The organism is Rhodococcus sp. PAE-6, from assembly GCF_025290685.1.
GTDB lineage: Bacteria > Actinomycetota > Actinomycetes > Mycobacteriales > Mycobacteriaceae > Rhodococcus > Rhodococcus pyridinivorans.
Genome location: NZ_JAOCLZ010000001.1, coordinates 954,094 through 970,233 on the forward strand (window position 1 = coordinate 954,094; position 16,140 = coordinate 970,233).

Below are 16,140 nucleotides of genomic sequence, written 5' to 3' on the forward strand. Positions count from 1 at the left end.
CGTGCCGCCCCAGACGCCGGGCGCCGATGTTCCGCGCCGGCGCCACAGCCCGCGACCGGAGGACCTCGACCTGCTCGCCGCCGGTGAGCACCACGATCCGCACGCGGTGCTCGGGGCCCATTCGCATCCGGAGGGGACGGTCATCCGGGCACTGCGCCCCGGGGCCGAGAAGGTCGCCGCCCGGATCGGTGGTCGCGACCATCCGCTCGAACCCGTGGGCGAGGACGTCTTCAGCGCCCTGATCCCGGTCTTCGATCTCGCCGACTACCGGCTCGTGGTGACCTACCCGTTCGATCACGTCGAGGTCGTCGCGGACGGTTACCGCTTCATGCCGACGCTGGGCGAGCTCGACCGTCACCTGCTGAGCGAGGGCCGGCACGAACGGCTGTGGGAGGTGCTCGGCGCCCATCCGCGGACCTATGAGACCCCGGACGGCCCGGTGACGGGCACGTCCTTCGCCGTGTGGGCACCGGGCGCACGCGGGGTCACCGTCGTCGGCGACTTCGACGGCTGGGGTGGACGCACCGCCCCGATGCGGGTGCTCGGCTCGAGCGGTGTCTGGGAGGTCTTCGTTCCCGGTGTCGAACCGGGCGCGCTGTACAAGTACCGGGTGCACGGCCGCGACGGATCCGTCCGCGACAAGGCCGACCCGATGGCGTTCGCCACCGAGGTGCCCCCCGCGACCGCGTCGAGGGTCACGGAGAGTCGCTACACCTGGAACGACGACGACTGGGTCGCGACCCGCGAGAAAGCGCAGCCCTGGCAGGAACCGATGGCGGTCTACGAGGTGCACCTCGGTTCGTGGCGCCCGGGCCTGAACTACGTCGAACTCGCCGATCAGCTCGCCGAGTACATCCTCGAGACCGGTTTCACGCACGTCGAGCTGCTGCCGGTCGCCGAGCATCCCTTCGGCGGGTCGTGGGGTTACCAGGTCACCTCCTACTACGCTCCCACCTCCCGGTTCGGCACTCCCGACGAGTTCCGCGCGTTCGTCGACCGTCTCCACGCCGCCGGGATCGGCGTGATCATGGACTGGGTGCCCGCCCACTTCCCGAAGGACGAGTGGGCGCTCGCGCGCTTCGACGGCAGCCCCCAGTACGAACATCCCGATCCGCGCCGCGGCGAACAGCTGGACTGGGGCACCTACGTCTTCGACTACGGCCGGCCCGAGGTGCGGAACTTCCTCGTTGCCAACGCCCTGTACTGGATCGAGGAGTTCCACATCGACGGTCTGCGCGTCGACGCCGTGGCCTCGATGTTGTACCTCGACTACTCGCGCCCCGAGGGCGGCTGGACGCCGAATATCTACGGCGGGCGCGAGAACCTCGAGGCCGTTGAGTTCCTGCAGGAACTCAACGCCACCGTCCACAAGCACTATCCGGGGATCGTGACGGTCGCGGAGGAGTCGACCTCCTGGCCGGGCGTGACCCGCTCGACGAACGTCGGTGGGCTCGGCTTCAGCATGAAGTGGAACATGGGCTGGATGCACGACACCCTCGGCTATCTCGGCCGCGATCCCGTGCACCGCACCTACCACCACCACGAGATCACGTTCTCGCTCGTGTACGCGTGGAGCGAGAACTTCGTACTCCCCATCAGCCACGACGAGGTCGTCCACGGCAAGGGCACGCTGTGGACGCGACTGCCGGGCGACGACGCCACGCGTGCAGCCGGCCTGCGGTCGATGCTCGCCTACATGTGGGCGCATCCCGGCAAGCAGTTGCTGTTCATGGGCCAGGAGTTCGGGCAGGTCGCCGAGTGGTCCGAGGAACGCGGCCTCGACTGGTGGCAGCTCGACGAACCGCTCCACGCCGGTATCCACCGCCTGGTGTGCGATCTCAACGGCATCTACCGCTCGCACCCGGCGCTCTACACGCTCGACACCACGCCCGGCGGATACTCGTGGATCGACGCCAACGATGCGCACAACAACGTCCTGTCGTTCCTGCGCTACGGCAGCGACGGCTCGGTGGTCGCGTGCCTGCACAACTTTTCGGGCACGACCTACGGCGACTATCGTGTCGGATTGCCCGAACCGGGCACGTGGGAGGAAGTGCTCAACACGGACGCGACCGCCTACCAGGGCAACGGAGCGGGCAACTTCGGGGCCGTGGAGGCCGACGAACATTCGTGGCACGGGCGTCCCGCCTCGGCTCGGGTGACCTTGCCTGCGCACGGTGCCATCTGGTTGTCGTTGCGGAGGTGACGCTGCCCGACGACAGGAGCACAACGACATGCGACGGACGCACCGGTTCGCGCGACTGGTGGTGCCCGCACTGACCGTCGTCCTGCTGGCGGGTTGCGCCCAGCGGATCGAAGGAACGGCGGTGTCGATCTACGACAACCCCTTCACCGTGGCGGGGCTGCCCGTCACCTCCGGGGCGTCGGGTCCGCGCAGCGGGGTGCCCGATGCGGACATCGAGATCGAGAACACCGACGGCGGTCCCGTCGACGTCCTGGCCGGCAACGCGATCGCCGACATCGAGGAGTACTGGCGTCAGGAGTTCGCGTCGGTCGCCCGGGGCACCTTCCGCCCGGTCGAGACGATCGTGTCGTGGGATCCGTCCGAGCGACGGGGCCCGCGTTTCTGCGGCAAACCCACCTACGACTTCATCAACGCGGCCTACTGCAGCGGTGGTGACGAGATCGGATGGGACCGCACCTACCTGATGCCGCAGCTCATCGACAGCTTCGGACCGATGGCCGCGGTGACGGTCCTCGCTCATGAATACGGGCACGCCGTCCAGCACACGGCGGGGCTGGTCGCCGAGGACGACCCCGGCATCGTGTTCGAGCAGCAGGCCGACTGTTTCGCCGGTGCGTTCATGCGGCACGTCGCGGAGGGCCGGTCGACGCACTTCCAGCTCGACACCTCCGACGGGCTGAACAACGTGCTCGCGTCGATGGTGCTCTTCCGCGACGCCGATCCGAACGACCCCGACTCGATCCACGGCTCGGCCTTCGAACGCGTGACGGCCGTGCAGATCGGATTCACCGACGGGGCCGGCTCATGTGCACGCATCGACGCCGCCGAGATCGAGTCGCGCCGCGCCGACCTGCCGCAGTACTACAACTCCGCAGACGACGGCGAACTGCCGGTCACCGACGAGTCGGTCGAGGCGATCTTCGAGTCGTTCCACCAGGTCTTCGACCTGGACTCCCTGCCGCAACTCGATCTGTCGGGCGCCGACCTCGGGTGCTCGGACGCCCGGGCCACCTCACCGGTGTCGTACTGCCCCGCGACGAACACCGTGGGCGTCGACATGGAGGCACTGAGCGAGCGCGGTACGGCCGCCCCGCCGGGAAGCGGCTTCGATCCCGGTGTCCGCGGCGACTACAACGCCTACGTGCTCGTCGCCTCCCGCTACGCTCTCGCGGTGCAGAAGGAGGCCGGCCAGTCGCTCACCGAGCCGCGCACGGCGCTGCGGGCGGCGTGCCTGTCGGGGGTCATCAGTGCCGCGCTGAGCCCGGACAGCACCCTCGCTTCGAACGTCGACCCGAGCCAGGTGCTGGTGTGGCTGTCCCCCGGCGACCTCGACGAGGCGGTCTCGGGCCTGCTCACCGACGGTCTGGCCGCGAGCGACGTCAACGGCAACACGGTGCCGAGCGGGTTCGCGCGGGTGGATGCCTTCCGCACCGGCGTCCTCGGCGGCGAGGCGGGCTGCACCGGCCGTTACCGCTGAGACGACACCGGCCGCCCACCACGAGTGGTGAGCGGCCGGTCCGGCGGATCGGTACGGATCAGTAGAGGGCCATCGCGAGCTTGCGGCGCGACGACACCACGACCGGATCCGCGGCATCGAACAGTTCGAACAGTTCGAGGAGCCGGGTGCGTGCCGCGGTGCGTTCGTCCCCGGCGCTGCGACGCACGAACTCGATGAGACGACCGAAGGCCGCCTCCGGCTGCTGCGCGAACAGTTCGGCGTCGGCCGCGGTGAACTGGGCTTCGAGGTCGTTCGGAGCGGCATCGGCGCGCTCGATCGCATCCTCGGGAATCTTGCTCGCGCGGGCCAGGAAACGCACCTGGCGCAGCGCGGCCTGCGCCTCGGTGTTGTTCGGCTCGGAGTTCAGGACGAGCTGGTAGGCCGCCTCGGCGCCCTCGAAGTCGCCGTTCTCGAGTGCCTGCTCGGCAGCCTCGAAACGCGGGTCGGCGGGCTGTTCCTCCGGCTCGGCGCCGGGCGGGCCCGACAGCTTGCCTGCGACGGCGTTCCGGATGGCGTCGAGCCACTGACGCAGCGCGGGCTCGGGCTGCACGCCCTGGAAGTCGGCGAGCGGCTGGCCGGCCGCGATCGCGACGACCGTGGGCACCGACTGGACGCCGAAGGCCTGGGCGATCCGCGGGTTCGCGTCGACGTCGACCTTCGCAAGGACCCACGCACCGTTTGCCTCGTTCGCGAGCTTCTCGAGAACGGGTGAGAGCTGCTTGCACGGTTCGCACCAGGTCGCCCACAGGTCGACGATCACGGGCACCTGCATCGACCGCTGCAGCACCTCGGTCTCGAACGTCGCTTCGGTGACGTCCACGATCGGGGCGATGGCACCGGGTGCGGCGCCGTCGCCACCGGACGGAGGCGGAGGCGGCGGCGCGGAGGCCCTCTCCTTGAGCGGTGAGAGATCCACCGCGCCGGACATCGCCGCGGCGACGGCGGCAGAACGTGCTGGACGGGAACCGGGTCGAGTCACGTCCACCAGTTTGTCACGAGTGGTCCGAATCGTGCTGCGCGGACCGGGGGACGTCACCGTGAGGTCAGACGGTCGCGGTGGCGTCCTCGCGGGTGGCGGGAGCGGACAGCTCTCCGAGGCGACCGGTGCGCACGGCCCAGCGCTCGAAGACGATCGTGCCGAACGGGGGCACGCTCGAGACGAGGGCGAGGAAGGTCGTCTTGAGATCCCACTTCAACGACCACGCCGTGAGGAGCGCGATGAGCACGAACGGGATGAAGCCGGCCACGCCGTGCACCATGCCCGGGATCGCGATGGCCTCTTCGTAGCCGAGCACCCACTTGAAGAACATGGCGATCAGGAGGGCGAGCCAGGTCACCGCTTCCCAGATCGCGATCAGCCGGAATCGTTTCGCGGGCGTGGACACGTCGAGGATGTTGGTCATGCGGCCATTGTGCCGAAAGGCCTACGACAAGCCGTAGTTCAGTGAGAGACATCACGGCCCCGGCATGCTTGCGCCGGGGCCGTGATCATGCTTTAGAGAAAGGGGTCAGTTCTCGGGCACCCGCACGATGAGCGCGTCGCCCTGGCCGCCACCACCGCACAGGGCGGCAGCGCCGACACCGCCGCCGCGGCGCTTCAGCTCGAGCGCCAGGTGCAGCACGATGCGCGCGCCCGACATGCCGAGCGGGTGGCCGAGCGCGATCGCACCGCCGTTGACGTTCACCTTCGCGGGATCGATGCCCAGCTCACGGGCTGAGACGATGCCGACGGCGGCGAACGCCTCGTTGATCTCGATCAGGTCGAGGTCCTTCGGGTCGACGCCCTCACGCTCGCAGGCCTTGGCGATCGCCCGTGCCGGCTGCGACTGCAGGGTCGAGTCCGGTCCGGCGACGACGCCGTGGCGGCCGATCTCGGCGATCCAGCTCAGCCCGAGCTCGGTGGCCTTGGCCTTGCTCATCACGACGACCGCGGCGGCACCGTCGGAGATCTGCGAGGCCGAACCTGCGGTGACGGTGCCGTCCTTCGAGAAGGCCGGACGCAGCGAGCCGAGCGACTCGGTGGTGGTCTCCGGGCGGATGCCCTCGTCGGCGGCGAAGACGATCGGGTCGCCCTTGCGCTGCTTGATCGACACCGGCACGACCTCGTCCTCGAACAGGCCGTCCTTCCAGGCGCGGGCGGCCCTCTGATGCGAGGCGGCGGCGAAGGCGTCCTGCTCCTCGCGGGAGACGAAGCGGTCGCCGGAGTTGGCCGACTCGGTGAGGTTGCCCATCGCCTGGTCGGTGAAGATGTCGTGCAGGCCGTCGTAGGCCATGTGGTCGCGCAGGGTCACGTCGCCGTACTTGAAGCCGGCGCGGGACTTCTCGAGCATGTGCGGGGCCTGGCTCATCGACTCCTGGCCGCCGGCGACGACGACGTCGAACTCGCCCGCGCGGATCAGCTGGTCGGCCATCGCGATCGCGTTGATGCCCGACAGACACACCTTGTTGATGGTCAGCGCCGGGACGTCCATCGGGATGCCGGCGGCGACGGCCGCCTGACGGGCCGGGATCTGGCCGGCGCCGGCGGTGAGCACCTGGCCCATGATGACGTATTCGACCTGCTCAGGAGCCACACCGGCGCGCTCGAGCGCACCGGAGATCGCCACGCCACCGAGATCCGATCCGGAGAAATCCTTGAGCGAGCCTTGAAGACGCCCCATGGGCGTACGGGCTCCGGCGACGATGACAGAACTGCTCACGGGACATTCCTCCGAAAGATCGGCATGTGATCGGAAAACTCCACTCGGATATTCACCTGAATCCCGATAGGAGTGCACTCAACGGTACCGCTACCGTCTAGAGCATGACCGAGACCTCTCCCACATCCGCTCCGGCGGCGTCCGTTCTCGCTTCCGGACTCGTCACCGCCATCGATCACGTCGGCATCGCAGTGCCCGACCTCGATGCCGCTCTCACCTGGTACGCCGAGAACCTCGGTCTCGTGTCCACCCACGAGGAAGTCAACGAGGAGCAGGGCGTGCGCGAGGCGATGCTGGCCGTTCCGGGGACCCTCGAAGGGTCCACCATGATCCAGCTGCTCGCCCCGCTGAACGAGAAATCCACGATCGCGAAGTTCATCGACCGCAATGGCCCGGGTCTGCAGCAGCTTGCCTACCGCGTCTCCGACATCGATGCCGTCTCCACTGCGCTTCGTGAGCGCGGCGTCCGCTTGCTGTACGACGCACCCCGTCGCGGCACCGCCGATTCGCGCATCAACTTTTTGCATCCGAAGGACGCGGGCGGCGTCCTCGTCGAGCTCGTCGAGCCGGCTGCACATCCCGCTCACTGACGGCCGTTCCGGTGCGCTCCCGAAGACGGATGGGGCGGGAGCGCATCCGGGTCGTACCCGCAGGGACCGGGTAGATTGTCTCCATGGTCTTCGATCGTGATCGCGCACCCAGCCACCTGCCGTTCTCCATCGTGCGGAAGGGATTCGACCGCGACGAGGTGACCAACTACTTCGCCCGGTTCGAGGCCGAGCTGCGCGTGACTGCCACCGACCGCGACGCCGCCGCCGCGCAGGCCCGCGATCTGGCCCGTCAGCTCGAGAACGCCCGCAACGAGATCGACGAACTCCGCAAGGACGTCGACCGTCTGTCGGTGCCGCCCACCACCGCCGAGGGCATGAGCGACCGCATCTCCCGGATGCTGCGTCTCGCCTCCGACGAGGCCTCCGAGCTGCGGGCCCGCGCCGAGGCCGACGCCGCCGAGATGATCTCGCTGGCGGAGCAGGAGGGTATCCGCCTCCGGGGCGACTACGAGAAGAAGCTCGCCGAACTCGAGGACACCCGCGTCGCCTTCGCGGCCGAGCACGAGCGGACGATGACTGCGGCCCGCGCCGAGGCCGAGCGGATCGTGGCTGCTGCCCGCGCGGAGGCCGAGCGACTCGACGCCGAGGCCGAGGCCAAGCGCGAGCAGGTGCAGCAGGACTTCGAGATCACGATGTCCGAGCGTCGCACGAAGCTGCTCGGAGCCCTCGACGAACTCGAACGGACGAGTAAGGCCGAAGCCGAGCGCCGCATCGAGGAAGCCACGCAGGAAGCCGAACGACGGCTCGCCCGCGCCACCGAACAGTCCGAGCGGAAGGTCGCCAACGCGCGCGACCTCACCGAGGAGCTCCGCGTGCTGCGCGGACGCATCCTCGGCCAGCTCGACGCCGTTCGCGAGCAGCTCGACGACGTCCCCACGCTGCTCGCGGGCATCAACCGCGAGGGCGAACTGCTCGACCGGGAGATCTCCCTCGACGAGCCCCGCACGACCGTCCTCGGTACGGCGCGCGACAACAAGCAGGGGAGCGACAAGCAGAGTTCGGACGACGAGAGTCCGAAGGAGCCGGCATCCCCCGAGGCCGACGCGAAGGCGGACAAGACCGCGCCGCTGCCGCAGACCGACAAGACCACGCCCATGCCGCAGGCCGACCGGACGGCGCGGATCCCGAAGAGCGATGCCCCCGGCTCGGCCTCCGACCCGAACTCGGCCGCGCAGCCGAACAGCGGCGCACAGGGATCCCAGTCCACTCCACGCACGCCGAACCCCTCGGCACCGAATCGCTCCCCCTCGGTCGGTTCCGGTGCGCAGGGTCGCTCTCCCGCCGTGGCCAGCAAGGTCCGCAACTGACGGTCGCCGGCCGTCGGGCTTGACCTTCGAGTCGGTCGAAGCTCCATGATGGGCCGGTGACCGACCCGGAGATGATGTCGATCGGCGTGTTCGCCGAGCTCGTCGGACTGACCGCGAGCGCATTGCGGTTCTACGACGATGCCGGCCTGCTGCGTCCCGAGCAGGTCGATCCGTCGACGGGATACCGGTTCTACAGCCGCTCCCAGGTCCCGCGTGCGTGCCGGCTGCGGCAGTTACGGGAGATCGGGATGCCGCTGCCCGCCATCGGTGAGTTCTTCGCCGCCGACACGGACGAGGCCGCGCGACTGCTCGACGACCACGTCACCGGGATGACTACGGAGGCCGAGCGGCTCCGACGGGCCGCCGAGACCCTCGCGGCGTCCCTGCGTGCCGAATCGCGCCGCGTGATCTGCACGCTGCCGGGACCCGTCCTTGCCGGCGCCGTCGATCAGGTCTCCGCCTCCACCGGTCACGACCCCGACATCCCGGTACTGAACGGCGTGCACATGGAAACCGGATCCGGCTGCGTGAGGCTGACCGCCACCGACCGGTACCGGCTCGCCACCCGGACGCTCGTGCCCACCGATCCGACCTGCCCGTCCTGGGCCGGCACCCTCGCCGGCGACGACCTGCGGGTCGCGACGTCCCGGCTCCGACGCAGTCCGTCGGTGACCGTGGAAGCGGACGAGCGGGCGGTCACCTTCCGTACCTCCGGCGACGACGCACTCCACTGCCGTCTGCTTCCCGAGCCGTACCCCGACCACCGACTCCTGCTGGACTCGCTCCCCGCGGCGACACAGCGGGTCACCCTCGGCAAACGCCGGGTGGTGACGGTGCTCGAACAGCGAGCGCCGGAGACGGTCGGCCTACGAACCTCCCCCGACCGGCCCGTCCTGGTATTCCCCGACTGGGACGAGATACCGCTCGACGGCACGGCCACCGGACCGGAGCTGACGATCTGGTTCGACCTGGTCACCGTGTATCCCGCGTGGAGTCACGCGCTGGGCGACGACCTGATGCTCGACATTCGCGGCCCCGAGCTGCCGGTCACCGTCCGGTCGGCCGACGAGGGGGATCTCACCACACTCGTCATGCCGCGCAGCGCGCCCTGAAGCACTCCCCTCGAACAGTGCCCACATCAACAGTGCCCCCATCAACAGTGCCCTCCGGATCCGCCCAAGACCTCGACAGGAGCCCCGCCATGTCCACATCCCCCTCGACACCCGATCCCACGATGGACGCGATCAGCGCAGCAGTGCTTCGCGGTCGCGACGGGGACACCGGGTCGGCCCGACGCGACCTGCTGTCCCTCTGGGAGCGAATCGGTTCGGGGGGCGACGCATTCCACCGCTGCACGCTCGCGCACTACCTCGCCGACCTGTACGACGATCCCGCCGAGTCCCTGGTCTGGGATGTCCGCGCCCTCGACGCTGCCGATGCCCTCACCGACGAGCGCGCCCGGGAACACCACGAATCTCTCCGCGTCGCGGGCTTCTATCCGAGCCTGCACCTGAACCTGGCCGACGACTTCCGTCGTCTCGGGTCGTTCCGGGCAGCCACGGAACACCTCGACCGCGCGCAGGACCACCTGTCCGCGCTCCCCGACGATCCCTACGGCGACACCATCCGCACAGCCGTGCACGAGGTGCGGCAGGCGACCGCCGACCGCGACACGGCGCCGCGAGTGTCCGCACCGGGTACTGCCCGCTGACAGGTCTGCTACGACCGGTCCCACAGCGATCCGTCGTGGCTAGGACCAGCGTCGGGTCGGTCGGCGGGTCCCGCGTCCCGCCCAGCATCCGCTGTGCCAGTGCCGCCGGTCCTCCGCACCGCCGAGCGCATCGGTGGGCCACGCGACGACATGGGGTGTTCCCGGCGCGATCTCGTGATCGCATCCCGGGCACCGGTACGGCTTGGTGGCACGCGAACCCGGCACGGTGCGCACGGTGAAACGCTCACCTTCGGCCCCTGCGGGACCGTTCTCGGTGCGCACCGTCGCCCCGAAATAGGTCGGGGATTCGTCGGTCGCCCCACCGCGCTTGCGGCCGGTGCGGGATCTGTTGCGGCGCGGCACGATCAGAACAATCTGAACTCGGTGCTCTCGGTGCCCCGCAGCGCCTCGTAGTCGAGCACGAGGCAGCGGATGCCGCGGTCCGTGGCCAGCGTCCGTGCCTGCGGCTTGATCTGCTGAGCCGCGAACACGCCGCTGACGGGCGCGAGCAGCGGATCCCGGTTGAGCAGTTCGAGATACCGGGTGAGCTGTTCCACGCCGTCGATCTCGCCGCGGCGCTTCACCTCCACGGCGACGGTCGCTCCGTCGGCGTCGCGGCACAACAAGTCCACGGGTCCGATCGCCGTGGGGTACTCGCGCCGGATCAGGGTGAAGCCCGTCCCGAGGGTCTCGACGTGCTCGGCGAGAAGTTCCTGCAGGTGCGCCTCGACACCGTCCTTGATCAGACCGGGGTCGACACCGAGTTCGTGGCTCGAATCGTGGTCGATCTCTTCGAGAGTGATGCGCAGCTGCTCGCCTGCCTTGTTGGTGACCACCCACAGGGCCTCGGCGTCCTCGACGGACTCCTCCTCGAGCCAGCAGGGTGGGCTCATCCAGTTCAGGGGCTTGTAGGCACGGTCGTCGGCGTGGACACTCACCGAACCGTCGGATTTGACGAGGAGGAGACGTCGGGCCGTCGGCAGATGAGCCGTCAGGCGTCCGATGTAGTCCACACGGCAACGGGCAATCACAAGACGCACACAGCCACCCTAGAGGATCCACTCGACTAGTCTCGAACGACCATGCCCGCACGCAGTCACCGCACGGCCCCGCTCGGATCGGCCATCCTGGGAGAGCCTGCCGAACCGATCCGACGGCAACGCATCAGGATCCAGACCCTGTTGACGTTCTCCCTGATCGGTACGCATCTCGTCGGTGCCCTGATCGTGGCCGCTCTCATCAACGTCGTGATCCCGGGCCCGTCCGTACTGACCTCCGACTTCCTCGTCATCACCGCGATCCTCGCTCCTGTCTACGTGGTCTCGGCCGTCGTGGTCGGATCGGTGCTCGGTACCCGGGCGACCCTCCGCAGGCTGCGGTGGGCGCTGGAGAACCGGCCGCCCACCCCGCAGGAACAGCGGATCGCGTTGCGGATGCCCTGGCGTACCACCCTCCAGCAGGGAGCACTGTGGTTCATCGGGTTGATCCTGTTCACCGTCGGGTTCGGGGTCATCGACCCGCAGACGATCCCGAAGGTCGCGCTGACCATCACCCTGGCCGCTGTCACGGTGTGCGGATTCGCGTACATGTTCACCGATTTCGCGCTGCGCCCCATCGCGGCGCGCGCGCTCGAGGTCGGGACGCCTCGTCGCCCGCGCCTGGCCGGCACCACCGGACGGGTGATGCTCGCGTGGGCCCTGGGCAGCGCGGTGCCCGTTGTCGGTCTGCTGTTCATCGCGGTGTTCAGCTTCATCCGTCCCGTCACATCGACGCGCCTGGCGATCACGATCCTCGCCATCGGCGGACTCGGTCTGCTCACCGGCTCGCTGCTGATGTTCCTCACGATCCGGTCGACGATCGCGCCGATCGAATCGGTGCGGGCCGGGATGCAGCGCATCGCGTCGGGCGATTTCGATACCGCGGTCGTCGTCTACGACGGAACCGAATTGGGGCAGCTGCAGACGGGGTTCAACCGGATGGCCGAAGGCCTGCGCGAACGCGAGAAGCTGCGCGACGTGTTCGGCCGCCATGTCGGACGGGAGGTCGCGGCTGCGGCGTTGGCCAATCCCGGTGTCCTCGGCGGTGAGGAGCGGGATGTCGCGGTGTTGTTCGTCGACATCGTCGGGTCCACCGCGTTGGCCGCGAGTCGCCCGCCGACCGAGGTGGTGGCGCTGCTCAACCGCTTCTTCGCGGTCGTCGTCGAAGAGGTCCACGCGGCCGAAGGATTCGTCAACAAGTTCGAGGGCGACGCGGCGCTCGCGATCTTCGGCGCGCCGGTCGCCCTCGACAACGCCGCCGGCTCCGCGCTCGGCGCCGCGAGAAGGATGGCGCGACGCCTCGCCGACGAAGTGCCGGAGTGTCGCGCGGGCATCGGGGTCACGGCAGGTCGCGCGGTCGCCGGGAACATCGGCGCGCAGGAACGCTTCGAGTACACCGTGATCGGCGATCCGGTCAACGAAGCAGCGAGGCTGTCGGATCTCGCGAAGACCGTTCCGGGTTACGTCGCGGCGTCGGCCCGCACCGTGCAGCTCGCCCCCGAGGACGAACGCGCACGGTGGGAACTGGGTGAGGAGATCACCCTGCGCGGTCGTTCCGAGCCGACGCGCCTGGCGATTCCGCGCGCGGACTGACCGCAGGCCTCACTCCCCCGCCAGCACCGCGTCGAGGAACTTGCGGGTGCGTTCCTCCCGGGGGCTGGTGAAGATGCGCTCGGGCGGCCCCTCCTCCACGATGCGACCCCGATCGAACATCAGCACACGATCGGAGACGTCGCGGGCGAAGTGCATCTCGTGCGTCACGATCAGCATCGTGATGTCGGTCGTCTCGGCGATCGTCCGCAGCACGTCCAGCACATCGGCGACGAGTTCGGGGTCGAGGGCCGAGGTCACCTCGTCGAGCAGCAGGATCTCCGGATCCATCGCGAGGGCACGGGCGATCGCGACCCGCTGCTGCTGACCACCCGACAGTTGCGTGGGGTGAGCGGTCTCCTTGTCGGACAGACCGACCATCGCGAGCAGCTCCCGCGCACGGTCGCGTGCCTCGGCCTTACTGCGACCGAGGACGTGGACCGGAGCCTCGGTGAGGTTCTCCATCACGTTCATGTTGGGGAAGAGGTTGAACTGCTGGAAGACCATGCCGATGCTGCGGCGCATCGTCCTCAGGTAGCGCTCGGAGGCCGGGACGAGACGCGTCCCCTTGCGTTCGTGGCTGAGTGGTTCGCCCTTGACCCACACCACACCGTCGTCGATCTTCTCGAGGGTCATGAGCAGGCGCAGGATGGTCGTCTTGCCCGAACCGCTCGGACCGATCAACGTGACCCGTTCCCCCGGGGCGACGGTGAAGTCCAAGTGGTCGAGTACTACGTGGTCGCCGAATCTCTTGACCACGGAGTCGAAACGGATCATGGATCCATCGGAGCTGGCGGCGGGAAGCGAGTCGCCGTCGGCACCGGCTTCCTTGTGCATCTCAATAGGCAAGGCGACGCTCCAATCGGCGGACGAGCAACGACGTCGGGTAGCTGGCGATGAGGAAGATCAGGCCGGCCAGCGTGAGCGGCTCGAGGTACTGAAAGTTGCGCGCACCGAACTGCTGGGCTGCGGTCACCATCTCCACGACGGAGATCGTGAACAGGAACGGGGTGTCCTTGAACAGCGACACCGCGTAGTTGCCCAGCGCGGGCACGACCCGGCGCACGGCCTGCGGCAGGATCACCGCACGCCACGTACGCATCGGCGACAACGACAGGGCGCGGCACGCCTCCCATTGTCCCTTCGGCACGGCGTCGATGCCCGCCCGGTACACCTCGGCCATGTAGGTCGAGTAGTGGATCCCCAGTACCGCGATGCCGATCTGCAGCGCACTGAACTGCGGGAGCAGGTAGTACACGAACAGGAGCTGCACCACGAGTGGTGTGAGCCGGATGAACTGGACGACGGCGGACAGCGCCGTCGCGAGCACCTTCGGCAACGAGCGCCGGGCGACGGCCACGACCAGCCCCAGCACCGCGGCGACCACGAATCCGAGGACCGTGGCCAGCAGGGTGATCCGGAATCCTTCGAGCAGTACCGGAAGCGCGTCGGCCGCGCGTTGCCAACTCCAGTCGACGGTCATGAGCGTGCCCCCACCGGCTGATCGAAGACCGGGGCGAGCCCGAAGATCTCACGGAGCGTCGGACCGGTCCCGAGTCGGCTCTTCGCACGCACCTCGAGCGCATTCATCAGCAGCGTCAGCAGATAGCCGAGCACGAAGTACAGCACCAACCCCACACCGAACGCGAAGATGGTGTCGCCACTGCCTCTACGGAGCTGCTCGATCTGGAACGTGAGGTCCTGCAGGAGGATGTAACTCGCCAGTGCTGTTCCCTTGAGCAGCTGGATGAGCAGATTGGTCAACGGCGGGATCATCTCGGCCCAGGCCTGCGGGAAGACCACCCGTCGCATGCGTTGCCAGTAGCCGAAATTCAGCGCTGTCGCCGCCTCGATTTGCGGCTTCGGCACCGAGGCGATCGCACCGCGCACCACCTCCGCTCCGTAGGCGCCGTAGTTGAGCGACAGCGCGAGGATCCCGCACACGATCGATTCGAGCCGGAACCCGAATAACGGCAGAACATAGAAGAACCAGAACAGCTGCACGAGAAGCGAAGTGCCGCGGAAGAACTCGATGAACACTCTCGCGCTGCCACGCAGGACGAGGTTCTTCGCGCCTGCCGCCAGCCCGAGGGCCACTGCGAGCAGGAACGCGAAGACCGCACTCCCCAGGGTCAATTCGACGGTGACGAGCAGACCGTCGAACAGTTGGGGGAAGGAGTTCCACAGCAGTTCGATCTTCGAACCGAAATCCATTACGACGCAGCCGAGATCAGGAAACGCCCTCGCAGAGCATCTCGGTCGTCAGCCCCGGATCGGGCATCTCGGCCTCCGTGAACCCGAAGTCGCCGACGATCGAAAGGTACTTCTGCGGGTCGGACGTGATCTTCGCCAGTTCCTCGTTGTAGGCGTCGCGCAGTTCGGTGTCCTCCTTGCGGAAGACCGTCCCGCCGGCGCCCACCTGAGGTACCCCGTCGATCTCCGCGACGAACGACTCGGTGACGTCGACGGGCGCACCCTCGTTGTTCTGCTTCATCCAGTTCAAGGAGATACCCGTCAGGGCGAAGACGTCGGCGCGTCCGTTGACGACGGCATCCATCCCGTCCTGGGGAGACGCCACCTGCATCGCGTCGATGCCGAGGGCGGACGCGTAGTCGGCTTCGATCGCGCCGGTCATGACGGCCATCCGGACGCCGCTCTCGGCGATCGACTGCATGTCGGCGAGTTGTTCCGGGTTGCCCTGCGGGACCATGAGTGCGGTGGTGTAGTTGAACTCCGGCTCGCTGAACAGTGCCTGTTCGCAACGTTGCGGGAGGATCGACATGCCGGCGCTGACGACGTCGAATCGTCCGGCCTGCAGGCCGGGAATGAGCGCACCGAAGTCGGTGGCCACACCTTCGACGTTGTCGATGCCGAGGTTCTTGAAGATCTCGCGGTGCAGAGCGACGGTGGCGCCGGTGAGTTCGCCGTCCTGCATGAAGCTGTAGGGTGCCTCGCCGGCGAACCCGACGGTGACGGTGCCTTCCTGCTGGAGCCGTTCGAGGGTCGAGCCCTCGGTGTCGGTGTCGACGCTCGTACATCCTGTGACGGCCGCGCCGATGAGTCCCAGTCCCGCGATCACCGCCGTGAACTTGCCGGCGGTACCCGTAGTCGATCGATTCGTCATCGTCTCGCCCCTCCTCGTCGTCGACGAGAACGCCCCCGACAGGCGCTCACACGCCGAACCCACACGAACCGTGCGATCGTGCATGAGCGGACGTTACCGACATAAGTGGGCATAGCCTGGAACAGAGCGTGTTTGTTACGAGGTCGTGATCCGTTGGGTGCCGGCGATCGGAGCGGGCGCACCGTACCCGAAATCCTTTTGGAGCGTAAGGACTTCCCGTGGGGTGGATCCTCCGACAGGTCTGAAGAGAACCCGGAAAACACGAAAGGGGACCCACAGTGTGGGTCCCCTTTCGGAACGGGTGTTCGGCGGTGTCCTACTCTCCCACACCCTGTCGAGTGCAGTACCATCGGCGCA

Annotated in this window: 16 protein-coding genes; 7 read left to right on the forward strand and 9 right to left on the reverse strand. The window is 68.2% G+C overall.

Features of this window, described 5'->3' with window-relative positions:
• Position 1 precedes the first annotated feature (1 nt).
• A complete protein-coding gene (glgB, locus tag NVV99_RS04410) occupies positions 2–2,206 on the forward strand; it encodes a 1,4-alpha-glucan branching protein GlgB (protein WP_051121699.1) in 2,205 nt (734 codons plus the stop codon).
• Between the two features lie 28 nt (positions 2,207–2,234).
• Positions 2,235–3,683 (forward strand): neutral zinc metallopeptidase, encoded by a 1,449-nt coding sequence (locus tag NVV99_RS04415; protein WP_024100505.1) that lies wholly within the window; start codon positions 2,235–2,237, stop codon positions 3,681–3,683.
• A 58-nt stretch (positions 3,684–3,741) separates the two neighbouring features.
• On the opposite strand, the gene NVV99_RS04420 is transcribed toward NVV99_RS04415, so the two are convergent.
• The 3 genes from NVV99_RS04420 to NVV99_RS04430 form a co-directional block, all read right to left on the reverse strand.
• On the reverse strand, positions 3,742–4,632 hold the full coding sequence (locus tag NVV99_RS04420; protein ID WP_019288978.1) for a tetratricopeptide repeat protein: 891 nt from the start codon (positions 4,630–4,632) through the stop codon (positions 3,742–3,744).
• 115 nt (positions 4,633–4,747) lie between these two features.
• The gene (locus NVV99_RS04425; RefSeq protein ID WP_006554730.1) at positions 4,748–5,107 is read right to left on the reverse strand and encodes a DUF3817 domain-containing protein; all 360 of its coding nucleotides are present in this window, start codon (positions 5,105–5,107) and stop codon (positions 4,748–4,750) included.
• A 105-nt stretch (positions 5,108–5,212) separates the two neighbouring features.
• Positions 5,213–6,403, reverse strand: a complete 1,191-nt coding sequence (locus tag NVV99_RS04430; RefSeq protein WP_024100503.1) for an acetyl-CoA C-acetyltransferase — start codon at positions 6,401–6,403, stop codon at positions 5,213–5,215.
• Positions 6,404–6,507: 104 nt separating this feature from the next.
• Here NVV99_RS04430 and mce point away from each other — a divergent pair, with 104 nt between their 5' ends.
• The 4 genes from mce (at position 6,508) to NVV99_RS04450 (ending at position 10,032) form a co-directional block, all read left to right on the forward strand.
• Positions 6,508–6,993, forward strand: a complete 486-nt coding sequence (mce, locus tag NVV99_RS04435) for a methylmalonyl-CoA epimerase (protein WP_006554728.1) — start codon at positions 6,508–6,510, stop codon at positions 6,991–6,993.
• Between the two features lie 83 nt (positions 6,994–7,076).
• Positions 7,077–8,321 (forward strand): hypothetical protein, encoded by a 1,245-nt coding sequence (locus NVV99_RS04440; protein ID WP_024100502.1) that lies wholly within the window; start codon positions 7,077–7,079, stop codon positions 8,319–8,321.
• A gap of 56 nt (positions 8,322–8,377) precedes the next feature.
• Positions 8,378–9,433, forward strand: coding sequence for a MerR family transcriptional regulator (locus tag NVV99_RS04445; protein ID WP_024100501.1), 1,056 nt, complete (start codon positions 8,378–8,380; stop codon positions 9,431–9,433).
• An 89-nt stretch (positions 9,434–9,522) separates the two neighbouring features.
• Positions 9,523–10,032, forward strand: coding sequence for a hypothetical protein (locus NVV99_RS04450; RefSeq protein ID WP_024100500.1), 510 nt, complete (start codon positions 9,523–9,525; stop codon positions 10,030–10,032).
• Positions 10,033–10,071: 39 nt separating this feature from the next.
• Here the strand turns inward: NVV99_RS04450 and NVV99_RS04455 are convergent, their stop codons facing one another.
• Positions 10,072–10,395 (reverse strand): hypothetical protein, encoded by a 324-nt coding sequence (locus NVV99_RS04455; protein WP_006554724.1) that lies wholly within the window; start codon positions 10,393–10,395, stop codon positions 10,072–10,074.
• A gap of 2 nt (positions 10,396–10,397) precedes the next feature.
• Positions 10,398–11,072 carry an endonuclease NucS gene (nucS, locus tag NVV99_RS04460; RefSeq protein ID WP_006554723.1) on the reverse strand — a complete coding sequence of 225 codons (675 nt, stop codon included), beginning with the start codon at positions 11,070–11,072 and terminating at the stop codon, positions 10,398–10,400.
• A gap of 42 nt (positions 11,073–11,114) precedes the next feature.
• On the opposite strand from nucS, the gene NVV99_RS04465 reads away from it, so the two are divergent.
• Positions 11,115–12,662, forward strand: coding sequence for an adenylate/guanylate cyclase domain-containing protein (locus NVV99_RS04465; protein WP_024100499.1), 1,548 nt, complete (start codon positions 11,115–11,117; stop codon positions 12,660–12,662).
• Positions 12,663–12,671: 9 nt separating this feature from the next.
• Here the strand turns inward: NVV99_RS04465 and ehuA are convergent, their stop codons facing one another.
• The 4 genes from ehuA to ehuB form a co-directional block, all read right to left on the reverse strand.
• The gene (gene ehuA, locus NVV99_RS04470) at positions 12,672–13,436 is read right to left on the reverse strand and encodes an ectoine/hydroxyectoine ABC transporter ATP-binding protein EhuA (RefSeq protein ID WP_024100498.1); all 765 of its coding nucleotides are present in this window, start codon (positions 13,434–13,436) and stop codon (positions 12,672–12,674) included.
• A gap of 61 nt (positions 13,437–13,497) precedes the next feature.
• Entirely contained in the window at positions 13,498–14,142 is a 645-nt protein-coding gene (gene ehuD, locus NVV99_RS04475) for an ectoine/hydroxyectoine ABC transporter permease subunit EhuD (protein ID WP_006554720.1), read from the reverse strand.
• On the reverse strand, positions 14,139–14,873 hold the full coding sequence (gene ehuC, locus NVV99_RS04480; protein ID WP_006554719.1) for an ectoine/hydroxyectoine ABC transporter permease subunit EhuC: 735 nt from the start codon (positions 14,871–14,873) through the stop codon (positions 14,139–14,141). Before ehuC ends, ehuD begins: the two co-directional genes overlap by 4 nt.
• 16 nt (positions 14,874–14,889) lie before the next feature.
• A complete protein-coding gene (ehuB, locus tag NVV99_RS04485; protein ID WP_024100497.1) occupies positions 14,890–15,783 on the reverse strand; it encodes an ectoine/hydroxyectoine ABC transporter substrate-binding protein EhuB in 894 nt (297 codons plus the stop codon).
• Between the last annotated feature and the right edge of the window lie 357 nt (positions 15,784–16,140).